This window comes from Microcoleus sp. C2D2, from assembly GCF_036702495.1.
In the GTDB taxonomy this organism is placed as follows: Bacteria; Cyanobacteriota; Cyanobacteriia; order Cyanobacteriales; family Microcoleaceae; genus Microcoleus.
Genome location: NZ_JAUBTO010000018.1, coordinates 1 through 19124 on the forward strand (window position 1 = coordinate 1; position 19124 = coordinate 19124).

The following is a 19124-nucleotide window of genomic DNA, read 5'->3' on the forward strand; positions in this document are numbered from 1 at the left end:
GTCGGGAGTCGGGAGTCGGGGAATGTGGGATTATTGACCTTGACTTTATCATTCCGATGCAACCGGAAACGATATCATTGGTTTTACGGATGATGTGGTTATTGTATTCCTGTGGATGTACAGGGGTTTCCGCTGTTATGAGGTACACTAAAATATCATTGTTGTAGTCAAACCGTCGTCAAGCGTATTCTCTCAAGCTCCGGCAAAAAATAGTGAAGGCTCATTTGGCAGAAAAGATGTCAAGCGAGGAAAGTAGCTACTAGATGTGGAGTCAGTAAAAGTCTAGTCCAAAAACTGGTGAATCTTCAAAAAACCGAGGGCGATTTACAGCCAAAACAGAGAGGAAAACCGCAATTGAGTCATCTGACAAATGCCGAACCATTCGTCAAAGCACTGGTGGCAGAGCACCCAGATGCCAATGCAGGTAGAGTTGTGTGAATTATTTGCTCATCAGACTGGAAATTGGGTGAGCTCCACGGCAATGTCTCGGCCCAAGCAGAAGTTAGGATTAAATCGTAAAAAAAAACATGGTAGAGTAGCCAAGCCGCAACAGAAAGAGTCCAAAAATTAAGAGTATAATATTGGGAAACTATCAAACATATCGAGCCAGAAAACCTGGTATTTTTGGATAAAACTGGGATTTTACGCTCGTTTGACCAGAACTCATGCCCGTTCGCAACCGTTCGAGTATCCTCATTAAAACCATTTTATCGAGCCGCGAAAATTACAGCTATAGGCGCCATTAGTATCAACAAAGTGCTGGCAGTAATGACAATGAATGATTCAATGGATGGAGCAGCATTTGCCGTATTTATTGAGAAGCTTTTGTGTCCTCAATTATGGGCAGGAGCAGTAGTAATGATGGATAATCTACCCGCTCATAAACTAGCATCAATTGTACCAATGATTGAAGCTTTAGGCAGGAGTGTTATTTGTTTATCTCCTTACTCTCGCCTATTTTAACCCTATTGAACTCTCGTGGTCACAACTCAAATCCTTTTTGCTCTGGTTCGCTCCAACTAACGCATCTATGATTGATAGAATAATAGCAGTTGCCCTCAATTTAACAAATTCTCAGCATTTAAGAAATTGGGAAAGCTTGGTGTTGCTATTGTACCTCATAACAGCGGGAAATGCTGTAATTTCATATCCGATTTACATAGGGTGTTTTTTCGGATTTTCTGGATTTCTCGAAGAGGTGTTATTTTTTTAACCGCAGATGGACGCAGATAGACGTAGATAGGTTAGCTTTTTGGGCATCGGATTTGGTATAATTTTCTCTCTTGTTCTCCATACAAGGGCTTTAAGTCCTCGGCGTTTTGTTCGGGCAGCTTGTTGAAAAGGCTGCAATGTCTCAGTTTAACCCTAGCAAATTAATTTCCCGTGTTTCTACAACTAAAAAAACAATGGCGACAGATTGTCTCGTTATTGATGAGTTTTGTTTTAGTTTTGCTCCTCAATAATTGGATTCAAGCCGCGCCTCAAGCCGGCACTCAAATTCTTTGGGATACCTATGGAATTCCACACATTTACGGAGAGAATAGTAAAAGCCTTTTCTACGCTTTCGGGTGGGCGCAGATGCAAAGTCACGGTAATCTGATTTTGCGTCTTTACGGGCAAGCTCGGGGGCAAGCTGCGGAATTTTGGGGCGAAGATTATCTGGAATCCGATCGCTGGGTGCAAACTATGGGAATTCCTAATCGCGCCCAGGCGTGGTATGAATCACAAAATCCCATTTTTCGCAACTATCTCGATGCTTTTGTTGGCGGAATGAATGCCTATGCAAAAAAACACCCAGAGGCGCTCACCAAAGAATTAAAGGTAGCATTGCCCCTCAAACCGGTAGATGTATTGGCACACGCGCAACGCGTCATCAATTTTACTTTTGTAGTCGATCCAGATCGCGTTGAAGATATCGCTGAAAATGATACCCCCAAAGGCTCTAATGGTTGGGCGATCGCTCCTTCCCATTCTCAAAGCGGCAATGCCATGCTATTGGCAAATCCTCACCTTCCTTGGTCGGATTTATATTTATGGTACGAAGCGCAACTGGTTGCCCCAGAAATTAACGCTTACGGAGCGACTCTCGTCGGATTTCCTGTATTAACGATCGCCTTTAATGACAACTTGGGATGGACTCATACTGTCAACACTCACGATGGCTGGGATGCCTACGAATTGTCCCTCGCTAACAATGGCTATCGCTTCAATGGCAAAATCCGAAGTTTTGACAGGGAAGAGAAGGTTTTAAAAGTCAAAGAAAAGAATGGGAATTTGCGCTCGGAATCTCTAGTAGTGCGGCGTTCTGTTCACGGGCCGATTCTCACAGAAAAACAGGGCAAAGCGATCGCCCTGCGCGTTGTCGGACTCGATAAACCAGGAGCCCTTCAGCAGTGGTGGGATATGGCACGCTCAAAGAATTTTTCTGAATTTGAAGCCGCTTTAAAGCGCTTGGAAATTCCCATGTTTACCGTCATGTATGCCGATCGTGAGGGGCATATCATGCACTTGTTTAACGGTCAAGTCCCCATACGCAAAAAAGGAGATTTTAAATACTGGTCAGGCACGATCCCAGGCAATACGTCAGAGACTTTGTGGACCACAAATCATCCCTATGCGGATTTGCCGCGCGTTGTCGATCCGCCCAGCGGTTGGTTGCAAAATACCAACGATCCCCCCTGGACGACGACGTTTCCCAGGCAGATCGCAGCGGATAAATATCCCGCCTACATGGCACCGCGCGGCCCGATAGACTTGCGAGCGCAGCGATCGGCAAAAATGCTCTTAGAAGATAAAAAAATCTCTTTCGCTGAATTGATGCAATACAAACATTCCACTCAGGTAGAACTCGCCGATCGCCTCCTCGATGATTTAATTCCCGTCGCACGGCAAGGCAGTGCTCAAGCGCGCCGCGCTGCGGAAGTTCTCGCCGCTTGGAATCGCAAAGTCGATGCTGACAGTCGCGGTGCGGTGCTGTTTGCCTTTTGGAAACAAGCGATGGATGACGATAAGTTATTCGCTAAACCTTGGAGGGAAGATGCGCCGCTAACGACGCCAGACGGGTTGGCAAATCCTGCGGAGGCGGTGCGGGTGCTGGAAGCGACAGCAACCAAAGTTGAGGTAACTTATGGCGCGTTAGATGTGCCATGGGGGGAAGTCTTCCGATTGCCTGGGGCGGCGAATCTGCCTGCAAATGGAGCTGACGGTGAGTTGGGCGTATTTCGCTCAGTCTGGTTCGCTCCTGGGAAAGACAATCGCTTTCAAGCGGTTGCCGGCGATTCTTTTGTCGCTGCGATTGAGTTCTCGAATCCGGTGAAAGCGATGGCGCTAAACAGTTACGGCAACGCCACTCAACCTGGTTTGCCCCAGGCAGGCGATCAGTTGCAGCTCTTTGCTCGCAAGGAATTGCGCCCTGTATGGCGATCGCGATCGGAAGTTGAAGCTCACCTGAGTTCGCGCCAGAAACTTTAGCAGAAGGAAGAAGGAAGTTCGGCAACGGATTCTGTAACGGATGTAACGGATGTAACGGATTTCAGGAAGAAGGAAGTTCGGCAACGGATTCGCAAGGGCGGATGTAACGGATGTAACGGATGTAACGGATTTCAGGAAGAAGGAAGAAGGAAGAAGTTATATCAAATCTGTTAGCATCGGAATTATTGATATCTCTCTTCTCGACAAGGGCGTGAATCAGCGTCAATCCATTGTCATCTGCGGTTAACACATTCTCTTTTTTTTACCGCAGATGATGGCAGATAAACACAGATTAACGCAGATGAATTAGATCGAGTCCGGTTGCAACATGGATGATTGTTGACTGTTAACTGGATTTTACTCTTCTGATGCTACCGGAATTGATATTAAAACACCTCTTTCCGTTTCCCCTTTACCCATCGCGCAGCAGTCGGCAAGCATACCCACCGACTGCTACGAGCAATAAGCCCAGCGCGGAAATAGCGTATAACAAAGCCATGCCAGCACCGGCACCTGTCCCGATAATTGGGCCAAAAATAGCTGCTAAAAAACCTCCGGGTTGCATGGCGGGTTCAAAGACGCGATCGGCAAGCGGCCCTGCGATCAATAAACCGATCGCTGACGCCAATTGCACGATAACTGCTTTGGTAGCAAAAACGCGCCCCTGTACCTCTGGTGCGACTTTCGCCAGCCAGATCGCCTCGTTGGAACTGCCGAGGATGGGGAAATTGAAAGACGAACAAAATTGAGCGGGAATCCAGATGGAAAGCGCCTGACCGAAAGCAAAGACTATTTTACTCAAGCCCGCGCCTGCCATGCCGAGCAGAAAGCCCCGGATTCGGCGTTTGGGACCGCCCCAAATACTGACGATCGATGCTCCTAAAACGCCGCCTGCGCCGGCGGCTGAAAGAATAGTACCTAGGGTTCTGGCATTGTTGCCGGTGCGTGCCAGTATCATCGGTGAGTAGAGGGCCGCGCCGATGTCGTGAGCGAACCAGAATAGCGAAACTGACACCAGCAAGGCAAGCAGGCTGGGACGCTCGAGGATGTAGCGGAATCCGAAGCTGAGTTCTTGCAACAGGTGGGGGCGAGTCGGCTGGGGATTCGAGGCGATCGCGGGCTGGGGTATTTTGACAGATACTAGGGTGGCGATCGCTATTGTAAAAGTTGCCAGGTCGATCGTAAAAATCCCGCTCAACCCAATCACAGAATAGAGAATCCCCGCCAGCGTCGGAGCAATAATACTCGCACCGTAACTTGCCAAAAAACTTAAACTGCTAGCGCGGCTGTAATGCTTTTCTGGCATCATTGTGGCGATAGCTGCTGAGTAAGCTAACTGCTGAATTTGGCCAAAAATTCCGTTAACTGCACCCGCTACATATATATGCCATATTTGCAGGTTTTGGCTGATATAAAGTAATAGGATAGCGAGCGTTAACAAAGCTGAAACCGCATCACCGATCCCCATCAAAAATTTTCGATTACAGCGATCGACGAGAATGCCAGCAACCGGAGCGAGCAAGATGCGCGGCAATTGAATAAAAAAACTCAACAAAGCCAAAGCCGTCACTTGACTGGTGGACTCCCAAATCCAAATAGTCAGCGCAAACGCCGACATAGCGCTGCCAATCATCGAAGCAGTTTGTCCCAGCCACAGTTGAATAAATTTTTGCATGAAATAGGCGGTTGATAGGATTTAAAATTCAGAGGATAGGGGTTTTTAGGCAGGATAATGACCGAAAGCATCCAGGATACAAGCCCCCGATTCATGCGTGGAGAAATAAAAAACCTGTATCCGAGAAACTTGCCCCCCGAATTTATCCGTGGGGTCAATGCTTCAATCTAAAATCTAAAATCTAAAATCGATTGACACCCGCATAAAATCGCACGCTGCTCTCATTAAAACCAAGGCCATTGCTGGCTAAGTGGAGATAATTCTTCATATTGCTGTCTCGCCTCCTTGCGGTAAAATTTCGCCAAATGCCGCTGCCGCCACATCAGTACACCCGTCATAAACAGTACAATCGCTGCTAATCCTGCGATCGCGTGTGCCAGCCGCAAATAAATTCCGCCATAGCTGCCAATATGTAGCGGATAAAGCGAGTTGAGAATTCGATTTGCTACAGAAGCTGAATTTACACTGTCAGCCTGCAATATTTCGCCACTGTATTGGTCGAGATAAATGGTGCTAATCCCGTTTGGGTTCGGGTCATTGGGAAATTTTTTCCGTACTTTAAAAATTGCTTCAGGCGTCAAAGGCAGAGAAATAAAAGTGGTTTTAGCTTCCGGCCAAACCCTATTAACTTGGTGTACTATTTCGTCAAGATTTTGCCTCGAACTGCTAGAGTGGGGATGAGAAGTCAATGCTGGCTGTGGCTTTTCATTCGTTAGCCAATACAGCGTCGATTGAACCGGCGCGTAAAAAATTATCGCTGTCCCTGTAGCGGAGATGAGCATGAGAAAAGCGACCGATACAATGCCAGAAACGTTATGTAAATCAAATACAGTCCGCTGCCAGTGAGCTTTCCAATTAATAGAAAATCCGCGAGCAAAATTGCGCCAACCCGTCCACAATACCAAGCCAGTAAAAGTTAGTCCTAGCATTACTAGACCGCAAATACCTACAACCAAATGACCGAATTCTCCTCCAGCTAATTCCGCGTGTAACGTCAAAATAAAACCTGTAAAAGTTTGTTTCGTGAGGCGTGTACCCGTAATTTCTCCGCTGTAAGGATTGACATAAACGCTAACTATTTCCTCACTCTTTGACAGCATCCAAACTTTGCAAACTTCCTTGGCTTCTCGCGGCAGAAAGATACTAAGAGCTTGATTTTGCGGATAAGCTTTTTCGACAATTTGCAGGACATTTTCCAGCGGTATCCGTTCGGCTTGAGGAATAACTTGCAGGAGTTGGGGATTGAAGAACCGCTCGATTTCGGGACCGAAAACCAGCAAGCACCCGGTTAAAGCAATTGCTGCTAGAAATATTCCTACCACCAACCCCAAATACAAGTGCAGTTTGAATGCGAGTTTGCGGAACTTCATCTCAAAATTTTCCTCGAAGCCGTTAACTGTTCTCATTGTCTAACCCAAGTTGCTAGTTATAATTAGACGCCCCCCAACCCCCCAAATTTCGGCGGCTTTTAGAGTATTCTTCCCAAATTTGCGGAGGGCTTTTAGAGTTCCCCCCGAAGCTTGGGGGTAAATTTGTAACTAGCAACAAGGGTCTCTCAGAGGGAGAGCCACCCTTGTTATCATTTCCAGAAAAATACCTGATAGCGACTGTTAGGCTGCCAGCCCTTTCCTCGCAATTCCCAACTTTCTCATCAGCATGAAATCCCCAGCCGATAAATAATTACCAGTTAAGGCGGTAATTAACACTGAGAGTCAAACCTCTGCCTGGATAATTAGAGCTGTCCGAGCCAAATCCAGCGATGTATTGAGAGATTACGGGAAAATATTGATTATTCAATAAATTCTCGACTTTGACTTGTAGCAGCCCTTTTCCCAGTTGAATTGTGCTGATGTAATCCACTGTGAGATAGCTGCTAATTGGACCACCATCCGACCCGTCTTTAAAGGCCCGATCGCGATTTCCAGAATATAAGAACTGTAACCGATTGTTCCATCCCTGCAAAGTTTCGTTTTGGAGATAAGCTGTTAGCTTGAGCGGTGGAATTCTGCTGCTATCGAGGGCGAGGTAACTGCCCCTATTCTCCTCAGATTCGCCTTCAATATAAGTAGCAGTACCGCCGAGCGACCATGCTCGTGCAGGTTGCCAATCCACAGTCCCTTCTAAGCCGTAAATGCGTTCTGGGGCGCGCTTTAGTTCCAGGCGGCCTGTGTTGCCAACTGGTTGAAAACTCACTCCTAAATCAGAGGTATTGTAAAAAGCGGAAAGCGACATTTGCACGGATTCCCACGTTCCTCGAATGCCAATTTCGTAGTTGTTGACTTTTTGCGGTTGAGTTACTTCTAACGAAGATTCAATTCCGACAAAATTGTTAGGGGGTTCGCGGAGGATGCGGCCGAAATCGGGAACTGAGAAACCTTGAGCAAAGTTGCCAAATACGTTGAAGTTGTCATTAATTTTATAGACAGCCCCTGTATTAAATAGGGTGGCGTAAAATTTGCGATCGCCTCCTTCGATCTGGCGCTCGTTAAAAGTGGTATAATCATTGACTTCTAACCCGATGCGTTCGTGACGTATCCCGCCACTTAGAATCACGATATCGTCAATATTCCATTCCATTTGACCGAAAAAGCCAAGGCTGTTGTAAGTGTAAGGAGGAACGAAAGGACGCTCGGAGATTTTCCGGTAAACCCGACCACCACTTTCGTCAAATCTCTGCAGGTCGTACAGGTCGAAACGCTGTTTGCTATCTTCAGTAATATAGTCAGAGCCCCAAGTTAATCGAAGATTTTCGGCACGGGATAAAGGAGTGGTGATCGCCAGTCTACCTCCTACCTGTTCGCTCTCGGCTCGCGAACGAGTAACGCCGAGAAATGGACCATAGAACTCGAACGGGCGGTAATCTAAAGGAACACCTACATTGGAATTCGTTCGATAGTAGATTTGACTTTGAAGGCTGCTGCCAAAAAGGTTTTGGTTGGTGTAAGTTAGGTTGAGGAGTGTACTTTTATTTCCCGGTGTTTCCCCGTCGATATCCAAATTTCCGGTTCGGATGGCGCGGGCTTTTTGCCGTCCTTCCTGGTCGTTAACGCTAGAGTCTAGGATCACATTGGGATCTTGGGTTTCCCGATAGTGATTGACAGTTAGTTGCAGCCGCTGTTGGCTGCTCAAATCTACCCCGACTTTGCCCAGCACGTTGAAGAGAGTGCTGCTATCTCCGCCGAGTTCAAAATAGGGAATGCGATCGCCTTTGGCATCGTAAAAAGATCCACTTCTAGAGAGCGAGACAGTGCCGGTCAGATCGAAATTACCCGTTCGGCCAGAAATCGTCTGCTGAGCGTTAAAGCCTAAAGCATCTTCTGTGTTTGTTAAAGCGCTATTGACGCCCACTTCAGTAATAGCAGTTAGCCTTTCCTCAGTTGGCCGACGAGTAATAATATTAATCACGCCACCTGTAGCCTGAGCGCCGTAGATTGCGGTAGACCCCCGCACTACTTCAATACGTTGGATAGCGCTAGGATCGATGTTTCTAAAATTTCTGCCAAAAGATTGAAGGTTGGTCGTTTGCGGCACGCCGTCAATCAGAACGGAAACGTCGCGACCCCGCAAAGTTTGTCCAAAAGTGGCCGTACTTTGAGTCGGGGCCGCAAAACCGGGAACCTCATTTGCCAGAGCTTCCCCGACATTTCTCGATGGCCCTACCTGCTCCTGAATTTCTTCTGAGTCTATCACCGTTATAGAGCGCGGCACGTTTGTCACTCTTTCTGCGGTTCGTGTTGCAGTGACGACGATTTCAACCCGGTCTCTCCCCACCTGTGGCGTCCCCGGTGGCTGCGCTGTCGGCGGCAAGGGTTCTCCGGGTGTCCCCGGTGGCTGCGCTGTCGGCGGCAAGGGTTCTCCGGGCGTCCCTGGTGGCTGCGCTGTCGGCGGCAAGGGTTCTCCGGGTGTCCCTGGTGGCTGCGCTGTCGGCGGCAAGGGTTCTGCGGGTATCTCTACCGGCTGCCCTGTCGGTGGCAAGGGTTCTCCGGGTGTCCCCGGGCGCTGTGTTGTAGGAGCCGGTGCAGGCGTGCGAGCAGTCGTGTCCGAGGTGGGTTTTATGCCCAGAATCAGACCCGCAGCACCAGGAATCACCTGTGCTACTGGTTGACCCCTCTCGCCAATGACTTTGATTCGGATGCTGTTGTTATCTAAAGGAGTAACGGTGATAGAAGCAATTCCCGCAGCCGGCTTGTCTTGACGAAACTCATTTCCCCCCGGCAATCGCAGTTGAGCGGTGATGACATCAGCTTGTAAAGTTTCGCCAAAGGTGGCGCTGAAGACTTGTAGGGGCCTTCCATCTTCAGTGTCTAGAATGATTTCAATGCCTTCTGACGTGGGGTTGAGGCGAACGGCCGTCACCTGCGCGATGTTGGAAGCGCACGCCGGCCCAGCGACTAACGCCGACACGACTCCTGCGAGCCCAAGGCTATTTAATAATTTCTGCGATCTATTCATTACTCTTGAATCAACAATTGATAGAACTTCGGATATGTGGTTTGCGTTGTTTGCACAACATGATTGGTGGCAGCGTTGCTGCTCTTCTGGGCCGGAGTGAAACTGACCTGCGGAAGATACGACCTAGTTGTCGGGCGCACTTCGATCCGATTCTCCCGTCGCTATCCGCCTTTGTCTGGCAGGAAGCCCGTGAGGGCGAACGCCTCTGTCCGGTGGCGCGATCGACGATCTGCCACGGTTGGCACCTTCCTCGGTTAAAGGAAGTAGTCGCTGGGCTGTTAATGAGAAAGTACCTTAATTAGATAACAGAGCGCTCACATCTGTCAAGAGTTAACTAATGAAAACTAATTTCATTTTAAGATAGGGGGTCAGACCCCTCTAGCTAGTTGTGCAGCACTTGCATATTATGGTTGCTGTCAGGGCTAGACAAACGATCGCCTAAAATGCTATGGCAAGAGTTAGAAAAGATTGTCATATAGGAAATGATAGGAGTCAACAAATTTGCTCGACGACTCTTGACAATAAATATCATTTAGCGTAGTATGCTTAAAGTCGATAGCCGTAAAGCCCCTGAAGCTGATATCGAAGCTGGCTCGGACCCAAAATCGCCCCGGAGCCATTGCCGAACAGCGCGATCGACAACAAAACGTGAAAAGAAGCGCTAATACCCGGATTGAAGACTCAAACGCGCTGATGGCAGACTCGTAACGTCCGAAAGCTGTTCACAGAAAGTCTATGTGGAAAGAATTTGGCGGAACAGGTTGGCGTACTGCAAACAAGATTTATTAGGTAAAAAGAATCGATGAGTGACGCAAGCATTAAGGGAAACCAACTCACCGAAAGTTGTACCACTTTAGTAGAACTCCTACAAAACAGAGCATTACACCAACCAGAGCAGAAATATACATTTCTGTTAGATGGAAAAACTGAAACCGCCAGTTTGACTTATCGAGAGTTAGATGCGATCGCCCGATCGCACGCCGTGCGACTTCAGACATTGGGAGTCACTGGCGAACGAGCCTTACTGCTTTTCCCGCCAGGATTGGACTATCTCGCCGCCTTTTTTGGATGCTTGTACGCCAAAGTTATCGCCGTTCCCCTCTATCCGCCGAAGCTGAAACGGAATTTAGCGAAAATTAGCGCCATCGCCCTAGATGCAGGAGCAACAGTTGCGATCGCTCCGGCGCGACACCTGGAAAATTTAGAGCAGCTATGCGAGCAAGCGCCGGAACTCAAAGCGATGCGCTGGCTGAGTGCAGAGGCGCTTTCCGATGACGGCGAAAAGTGGCAGCAGCCAGCCATCCATCCCGACGAAATAGCTTATCTTCAGTACACTTCGGGCTCAACCTCCACCCCCAAAGGCGTAATGGTGAGCCACGCCAACGTTTTGTACAACATCGAATACATTCACCGAGGCTTTGACCACGATGCTGAGAGCGTTGCGGTAACGTGGCTCCCCCCCTTTCACGACATGGGGTTAATTGACGGATTGCTCAAACCTTTGTATCTGGGAATTCCCTCTTACTTCATGCCGCCAGCGGCGTTTATTCAGAACCCGATGTGCTGGTTGGAAGCGATTTCGCGCTACAAAGCTACCCACAGCGGCGGGCCCAATTTTGCTTACGACTTGTGTGCTAGCAAAATAAGCAAAATCTTGCTAGCACAATTTGAGGATGATGATTGTGGGGTAGGCGTCCCGCCTGCTGTGAAAATACACCGGACGGGCGGGACGCCCATCCCACAAAACAATCAAAATCATCCTCAAATTGTGCAACGCCAAAAAATGCTCGACTTGAGTAGTTGGCGCGTGGCCTATAACGGCGCAGAACCCATCCACAAAGAAACCCTAGAGCGATTTACCAAAGCTTTTGAGCCCTGCGGTTTTCACGCCGATGCCTTTTGTCCTGCTTACGGAATGGCAGAAACTACGCTAAAAATTGCCACGGTTCGCAGCGGGGAAACACCGACTTTCTTACCTGTTGACGCTGGGGCGCTAGAAAATAATCACATTGTAGAAGTTGTCGAAGGCGAGGTGGGCGCGAGAACTTTAGTCGGCTGCGGTTTCCCTGAATTTGGCACTAAAGTTGCGATCGTCAATCCCGAATCTCTGACGCAGTGCCAGCCGCAGGAAGTCGGAGAAATTTGGGTAGCTGGCGAAACAGTTGCGCGAGGCTATTGGAATCGCCCAGAAGAGACAGAAAAAACTTTTCAAGCATATCTTTCAGATACCAGCCAAGGACCATTTTTGCGAACAGGAGATTTAGGCTTTTTACGCGATCGAGAACTGTTTATTACAGGGCGGCTCAAAGATTTGATTATCATCCGAGGTCGCAATCTTTACCCCCAAGATATAGAAAGAACAGCAGAGCGCAGCCATCCCAGTTTGCGGCAAGGGGCGATCGCAGCATTCTCGGTGGAAGTCGCAGGCGAAGAACAGCTCGTTATCGTGCAAGAATTACAATCTCGCAAAGCGCCGGATAATGCCGAGGAAATTATCAGCGCCATCCGATCCCGCATTGCTCAAGAATATGAAGTGCAAGTTTATGGAGTAGTGCTGATTAAGCCCGGAAGCATTCCGAAAACGACCAGCGGTAAAATTCAACGTCGCGCCGCCTATGCTGACTTTCTAGCTGACAATTTGGAAGTTGTCGCCAGTAGCGTTTTAGAGTTAGCTGATTCGGGGGAAATCGACGATCGACTCACGCGAGAAATTCTGCTGGCAGCAGAGTTAGAAGAACGGCAGCCGCTGCTTGAAGCTTACCTTTGGCAGCAGGTAAACCGCAGGGGAATTCATTCCCCTGCTAATAGCCAAAGTTGGCTAAAGGCGACTGAAGAGGAATCTTCAATCCACTTCAGTGCCAGGGAGAAAACACAAAATATTATCGATCGACCGCTCAGTAGCTTTGGACTAGATTCTTTAAGAATTTTTGAGTTAAAAAATCAAATAGAGAGTGACTTGGGCGTTACTGTATCGGTTGCCGATTTGTTTGAGGATAGGAGCATTGCTCGACTGGCAGTGCAAATTCTAGAGCAACTGACAGGAAATACCAAAGCAGCCGTCATTGGACCAGTTTCTCGCTCGCGCCATCTTTCCCTGTCTTTTGCCCAAGAACGCTTGTGGTTCTTCGACCAATTGGAACCGGGAAACCCCTTCTACAACCTCTGCGGTGCGGTTCGGGTGACGGGGCAACTTAATGCAGAAGCACTCAGACAAAGTATTGAGAAAATTATCGAGCGGCACGAGGTTTTGAGAACTGCGTTTGCCGCTGTGGAAGGGCAACCGATACAAGTTGTCGCTGCTGCGGGCGATTGGACGCTGCCGCTGATAGATTTGAGCGCGAGCTCCCCAGACGATGGCCAGGCCGAGGTGCAAAGGCTGTCTGCGTCCTCCGCGCGAGAGCCCTTTGACTTGGGGCAAAGCTCTTTGCTGCGCGCCAAACTGCTGCGCCTCGACGAAACAGAGCACGTCTTACTTTTAACCGTGCATCATATTGTTTTTGATGGTTGGTCCCTGGGCGTATTTCTCCGGGAGTTGGCAGAATTTTATCAAGCTTTTTCTAGCAATGATTTACCCTTGCTTTCCCCGCTGCCAATTCAATACGCCGACTTTGCCGCATGGCAGCGCCAGCAGTTGCAAGGAGAAATATTAGAGAGGCAACTGGGTTACTGGAAGCAGCAGTTAAGCGGCAGCTTGCCGATTCTAAATTTACCAACAGACTTTCCTCGCCCCGCCGTTCAAACGTTCCAGGGTGCGAGACAAACTTGGGAGTTGCCCAAAGATTTGAGCTTGGCGCTGGCCGGGTTGGGCCAGCAAGAAAAAGCCACCCTATTTATGACGTTGCTGGCAGCCTTCAAGACGCTGCTTTATCGCTACACGGGGCAGACAGATATTTTAGTTGGCTCTCCCATCGCCAACCGCAATCGCAGCGAGGTAGAAGCATTAATTGGATTTTTTGTCAATACTTTAGTGCTGCGGTCTGACTTAAATGGAAATCCGACTTTTCGAGAGTTGCTAAGGAGCGTGCGAGAGGTGGCATTAGGCGCTTACGCGCATCAAGATGTACCGATTGAGAAGCTGGTCGAGGAGTTGCAGCCAGAGCGAGATTTGAGCTACTCGCCGCTGTTTCAGGTGGCGTTTGCCTTGCAAAACGGCTTGACGCAGACTCTAGAATTGCCAGGGCTGACCTTAAATTCCCATGAAATTGATACCGGAACCGCTAATTTCGACTTGATGCTATTTTTGGAAGAAACTGAGCGGGGGTTGACGGCGACGTGGGAGTACAGCACGAACCTGTTCCAACCCAGCACGATCGCGCGGATGCACGGGCATTTTCAGATTTTGCTGGAAGGAATTATCGCTAATGCCGATCGGCGCCTGGACGAGTTGCCATTGCTAAGCGATCGCGAACGGCATCAACTGCTAGTTGAGTGGAATAATACGCAAGTCGATTATCCAAAAGATTCCACCATTCACCAATTGTTTGAAGCGCAGGCAGAGCAGACGCCGGATGCCATTGCAGTCGTATTTGAAGACCAAAAACTAACCTACGGCGAACTGAATAAACGAGCGAATCAAGTCGCGCACTACCTGCAAAAACTCGGTGTAAAACCTGAAGTCCGCGTCGGAATTTATGTCGATCGCTCCCTAGAAATGGTGGTGGGATTGCTGGGAATTATGAAGGCTGGCGGCGCTTATGTTCCGCTCGACCCGGCGTATTCAAGTGAACGCTTGAGCTTCATGCGGTCGGATGCCCAGGTTCAAGTGCTGCTGGCGCAGTCGCATTTAGATGAGGAGATTCGCGATCGGGCGCAGAGTGTAGTTTTCCTTGATTCAGACTGGGAAAACATCGCTCACGAAAGCAAAGAAAATTGTTTGAGCGATGTAACACCCGATTGTCTCGCTTATGTAATCTATACGTCAGGTTCGACAGGGAAACCCAAGGGCGTTCAAGTCAACCATCGCAGCGCCGTTCATCTTTTTGCAGCCACTTCCCCCCTATTTAATTTTAGCGAGCGCGACGCTTGGACAGTTTTTCACTCTTACGCTTTCGACTTCTCCGTATGGGAAATTTGGGGAGCGCTTGTTCACGGCGGAAAGCTGGTGATCGTCCCTCTGGAAGTGACTCAATCGCCTTCCGCTTTTTACCAATTGCTGTGCTCCGAGCGAGTTACCATTCTCAATCAAACTCCTTCAGCAATTCGCCAACTGATTGACGCTCAAAAAACTGCAGATCGCGAGCCAAAATGGAGCCTCCGCCTAATTATTTGCGGCGGAGAAGCTTTGCCTGCAGAACTCGCCTCTGAGTTGCTGGAGTGGAACCTCCCCCTTTGGAACTTTTACGGCCCCACAGAAGCCACTGTCTGGACAGCCATCCATCCGATAAAATCCGTTGAATCAAAGCGCGGTTCGATCCCCATTGGTCGCCCTCTTCCCAACACCCAGCTCTACATTCTGGACGCAAATTTGCAGCCGGTTCCTGTAGGCGTTTTGGCCCAACTTTATATCGGCGGCGCTGGCTTATCCAGAGGCTATTTGAACCTACCCGAACTAACTGCCCAAAAGTTTATTCCCAATCCCTTCAGTCAGGAAATCGAGGCGCGGTTGTACAAAACTGGAGATATTGCTCGCTACCTGCCAGATGGAACGATTGAATTTGTAGGCCGCAGCGACAATCAAGTCAAAATTCGCGGTTTCCGAATTGAACTGGGCGAGATTGAAGCGGTACTGAGCCAGCATCCAGCAGTGCGGGAAAGTGTAGTGCTGCTTGGGGAGGATAATTCAGGCGAAAACGGCTTGGTGGCTTATATAGTTTCTAGCTCAGAATTCAGCACTGGGCAGCCATCTTTAATTAGCAAACTGCGTGGCTGTCTCAAAGAAAAGCTGCCACAATACATGATTCCTTCAGCCTTCGTGCTGCTAGAGGCTCTGCCTTTAACATCTAATGGAAAAATCGATCGCCGATCGCTCAGAGTTCCCGATGTAGAAAGCTCGGAATTAAACGCAGCTTTTGCACCTCGCACTCCGGAAGAACAGTTACTCGCTGAAATTTGGAGTCAGGTTCTCGGCGTCAAACAAATAGGAATTGGCGACAATTTCTTCGAGTTGGGAGGACATTCCCTGCTAGCAACGCAACTGATTGCTAAAGTTCGAGAAGCGTTTCAGGTAGAGTTGCCGCTGCGCAGTTTGTTTCAGTCTCCGACGGTGGAAAGTTTGGCATCCGCGATCGCCATCGCTAAAGTGCAGCAGGCGATCGAACCTCGCCCCATTGCCCAACTGCCTGCAATCGTCCCCGATCCTCAAAATCGCTGGGAACCCTTTCCGCTCAACGAAATGCAGCAGGCTTACTGGATCGGGAGAAATAGCTTTTTTGAAATGGGGAATGTCGCCATTCACGGCTATGTAGAAATTGAAGGCGACGATATAGATTTAGAGCGGTTTAGCCTCGCGTGGCAGCGAGTGGTGGAACGCCACGATATGCTGCGCGCGATCGTCCATCCAGACGGGCAACAGCAAATTTTAGAAACAGTGCCAGCTTATGAAATTCGAGTATTAGATTTGCGCGGGCAAAGCCCAGAGGCGGTGAATTCCCAACTCGAAGTAATTCGCGAGTCCCTGTCTCACCAAGTGCTGCCGCTCGATCGCTGGCCGCTTTTCGAGATTCGCGCCTCGCTTCTGAGCGATCGCCGCATCCGCTTGCACGTCAGCATTGACGCCTTGTGCATTGACGGTTGGAGCTATCAAATTCTCTTCGGAGATTTGGTGACGTTTTACCGCAATCCCAACGCAGCGATCGCGCCTTTGCAACTGTCATTCCGCGACTACGTTATAGCTGCGATCGCGCTCCAAGATTCCCCATTTTTCCAGCAATCTTTAGAGTATTGGAAAAATCGCCTCGCGGCTTTGCCGCCAGCGCCCGAACTGCCCTTAGCCAAGCATCCGAGTTCCCTGACACAGCCTCGCTTCAAGCGCTGGAGCGCTCAGCTAGAGCCGGAAACGTGGAAAAAACTTAAAGCCAGAGCCGCGCGATCGGCGCTTTCTCCGACAGGCGTTTTGCTGGCTGCTTATGCCGAAGTTCTGGGCCTGTGGAGCAAAAGCCCTCGGTTTACCCTCAACGTGCCGCGCTTCAATCGCCTTGTACTGCACCCGCAAGTCAACGACATTATCGGCGAGTTTGCCTCGTTTACTTTGCTGGAGGTAGACAACTCGCGCCGAGAAAGTTTTGAAGTTCGGGCGAAACGCCTGACTCAGCAGCTTTGGCACGATTTAGAGCACCAGTACGTCAGCGGCGTGCGCGTTCTGCGAGAATTGGCGCAACTGCTGGGAAGAACATCGGCGGCACCGATGCCAGTGGTATTCACGACTAATCCGCAGAATAACCCCGGACAAAGCGATTCTTCCATACTGAGCGCGATCGCAGAAATCGGAGAGGTTGTTTACGTCGTCGGTCAAACTCCCCAAGTTTGGATAGACAATCAGTACAGCGAAGCTGGCGGCACTCTGTTCTTGAACTGGGATGCGGTGGAAGAACTCTTCCCCCAAGGGCTAATCGACGATATGTTTGATGCCTACTGCGGCCTGTTGCAGCGCCTCGCGGGGGAGGAGTCAGCTTGGCAAGAAGAGGCGCAGTTGCAGCAGCAAGCCGTCGCTAACGGCATCGAAGCACCGATTCCCGATGTATTGCTGCACGAGTTGTTTGCTCAGCAAGTAGCCTCGCGATCGCAGCAATCCGCCGTGATTACTTCAACGCGTACCCTCACCTACGAGGAACTATATCTGCGATCGAATCAAGTCGCTCACCGATTGCGGAAGCTGGGAGCTCGCCCCAACCAGTTGGTTGCCGTCGTTATGGAAAAAGGGTGGGAGCAAATCGTCGCTGTGCTGGGCATTCTCGCATCCGGGGCTGCTTATTTGCCCGTAGATGCTGCGCTGCCAAAAGAACGGCTGTGGTATTTGCTGGAAAATGGCGAAGTTGAGATTGTTTTGACCCAATCTGAGTTAAATCAGCGATTGGAATGGCCGGAAAATGTGCGGCGAATTTGTCTCGATACCGACGAATTGGCTACCGAAAGCAGCGAAGCTTTGGAGTCGGTGCAGGAACCGGAAGATTTAGCTTATGTGATTTATACTTCTGGCTCAACTGGCTTGCCGAAAGGCGTGGCGATCGCGCACCGAGGTGCAGTTAATGCGATCGCTCAGACCAATCAAGTGTTTAATGTGGCCGAGTGCGATCGCGCGATCGCAGTCACCGCACTGCACCACGATATGTCGGTTTACGATATCTTCGGCATCCTAGCGGCCGGAGGAGCGATCGTCATTCCCGATGCCTCACAACGGCTAGACCCCGCTCACTGGGCTCAATTGATGGTAAAAGAGCGCGTCACCATTTGGAACTCGGTTCCCCCGATGATGGAAATGCTGCTCGATTACGCTGCCGGACGTTCTGAGGTGTTGCCAGAGTGCTTGCGCTGGGCATTTCTCGGCGGAGACTGGATACCGATAACGCTCCCTGAGAGGTTAAGTGCGATCGTCAAAGGATGTCGCGCTGTCAGCGTTGGCGGGCCAACCGAAACTACCCTTTGGAACATCTGGTATCCGGTAGAAACTGTTGACCCTTCTTGGAAGAGCATTCCCTACGGATCGCCGATCGCCAATACACGCTATTACATTTTGAATGAAAGGCTCGAAGACTGTCCCGTCTGGGTTGCCGGTGAGATGTGCTGTGCCGGAGTTGGACTGACAAAAGGATACTGGCGGAACGAAGAAAAAACTCGCGCCAGCTTCCTCACGCACCCCGTCACGGGCGATCGCTTGTACCGAACGGGAGATTTAGGGCGCTTCCTCCCTGACGGCAACATCGAATTTTTAGGACGAGAAGATTTCCGCCTTAAAATTCGAGGATTCCGCATCGAAGCAGGAGAAATTGAAGCTGCTTTGAACGAGCACCCAGCAGTCAAGGCATCCATTGTCACCGCATTCGGAGAAAATCACAGTCAAAAGCGCTTAGTAGCATATATCGTTCCACAACAAAACGCTGCCCCGGCGGTTGAAGAATTGCGCCAATTCCTGAGCGAAAAACTGCCAGATTATATGGTGCCTTCTACATTTATAATTCTGGACGCGCTGCCGCTTTCGGCGAACGGCAAAGTTAACCGCAAGGCACTGCCAGAACCGGATGCCGCAATTCCAGAAGCAAAGATTTTTGTCGGACCGCGCACCCCTATTGAGGCAATGTTAGCGAGAATTTGCTGTGAGGTTATCGGCATCGAACAGTTAAGCATTACCGATAACTTTTTTGAACTAGGAGGAAATTCGCTCCTGGCAATTCAATTAGCAGCAAAGGTACGAGAATCTTGTCAGATAGAGTTGCCTTTGTGCGATATTTTTGCAGGACGATCGCTCGCCGTACTTGCCGAAAATATTTCTGAAGCCAAAAACCAAAATGCGGCCGTTGAAGAACCCGCGATCGCGCCCGTTTCGCGATCGGCGTACCGCATGAAACTGTCATCTTTGCGCTAACCACAAATC

Annotated in this window: 8 protein-coding genes; 5 read left to right on the forward strand and 3 right to left on the reverse strand. The window is 49.6% G+C overall.

All coding sequences use genetic code 11. The features are described from left to right. Positions 1–297: 297 nt before the first annotated feature. The 3 genes from QUB61_RS08635 (at position 298) to QUB61_RS08645 (ending at position 3471) form a co-directional block, all read left to right on the forward strand. Positions 298–438, forward strand: coding sequence for a hypothetical protein (locus QUB61_RS08635; RefSeq protein WP_333126585.1), 141 nt, complete (start codon positions 298–300; stop codon positions 436–438). 186 nt (positions 439–624) lie between these two features. Continuing rightward, positions 625–963: a transposase gene (locus QUB61_RS08640; protein ID WP_333126582.1), complete on the forward strand. Its 339-nt coding sequence runs from the start codon at positions 625–627 to the stop codon at positions 961–963. A 420-nt stretch (positions 964–1383) separates the two neighbouring features. Beyond that, positions 1384–3471 (forward strand): acylase, encoded by a 2088-nt coding sequence (locus QUB61_RS08645; RefSeq protein ID WP_333126578.1) that lies wholly within the window; start codon positions 1384–1386, stop codon positions 3469–3471. 412 nt (positions 3472–3883) lie between these two features. On the opposite strand, the gene QUB61_RS08650 is transcribed toward QUB61_RS08645, so the two are convergent. From QUB61_RS08650 to QUB61_RS08660, 3 genes are all read right to left on the reverse strand, one after another. Further along, entirely contained in the window at positions 3884–5146 is a 1263-nt protein-coding gene (locus tag QUB61_RS08650; protein WP_333126575.1) for an MFS transporter, read from the reverse strand. A 224-nt stretch (positions 5147–5370) separates the two neighbouring features. Then, positions 5371–6552, reverse strand: a complete 1182-nt coding sequence (locus tag QUB61_RS08655; protein ID WP_333126572.1) for a PepSY-associated TM helix domain-containing protein — start codon at positions 6550–6552, stop codon at positions 5371–5373. A gap of 274 nt (positions 6553–6826) precedes the next feature. Beyond that, positions 6827–9598: a TonB-dependent receptor domain-containing protein gene (locus QUB61_RS08660; RefSeq protein WP_333126569.1), complete on the reverse strand. Its 2772-nt coding sequence runs from the start codon at positions 9596–9598 to the stop codon at positions 6827–6829. Between the two features lie 50 nt (positions 9599–9648). Here QUB61_RS08660 and QUB61_RS08665 point away from each other — a divergent pair, with 50 nt between their 5' ends. Both QUB61_RS08665 and QUB61_RS08670 read left to right on the forward strand, forming a co-directional pair. Next, the gene (locus QUB61_RS08665) at positions 9649–9900 is read left to right on the forward strand and encodes a hypothetical protein (RefSeq protein WP_333126565.1); all 252 of its coding nucleotides are present in this window, start codon (positions 9649–9651) and stop codon (positions 9898–9900) included. Between the two features lie 500 nt (positions 9901–10400). Continuing rightward, positions 10401–19115: an amino acid adenylation domain-containing protein gene (locus QUB61_RS08670; protein WP_333126563.1), complete on the forward strand. Its 8715-nt coding sequence runs from the start codon at positions 10401–10403 to the stop codon at positions 19113–19115. Positions 19116–19124 lie beyond the last annotated feature (9 nt).

Coding starts and splice junctions, on each gene's coding strand:
- QUB61_RS08670 (WP_333126563.1), top strand. CDS start 10,401: ATGAGTGACGCAAGCATTAAGGGAAACCAACTCACCGAAAGTTGTACC.
- QUB61_RS08650 (WP_333126575.1), bottom strand. CDS start 5,146: ATGCAAAAATTTATTCAACTGTGGCTGGGACAAACTGCTTCGATGATT.
- QUB61_RS08660 (WP_333126569.1), bottom strand. CDS start 9,598: ATGAATAGATCGCAGAAATTATTAAATAGCCTTGGGCTCGCAGGAGTC.
- QUB61_RS08655 (WP_333126572.1), bottom strand. CDS start 6,552: ATGAGAACAGTTAACGGCTTCGAGGAAAATTTTGAGATGAAGTTCCGC.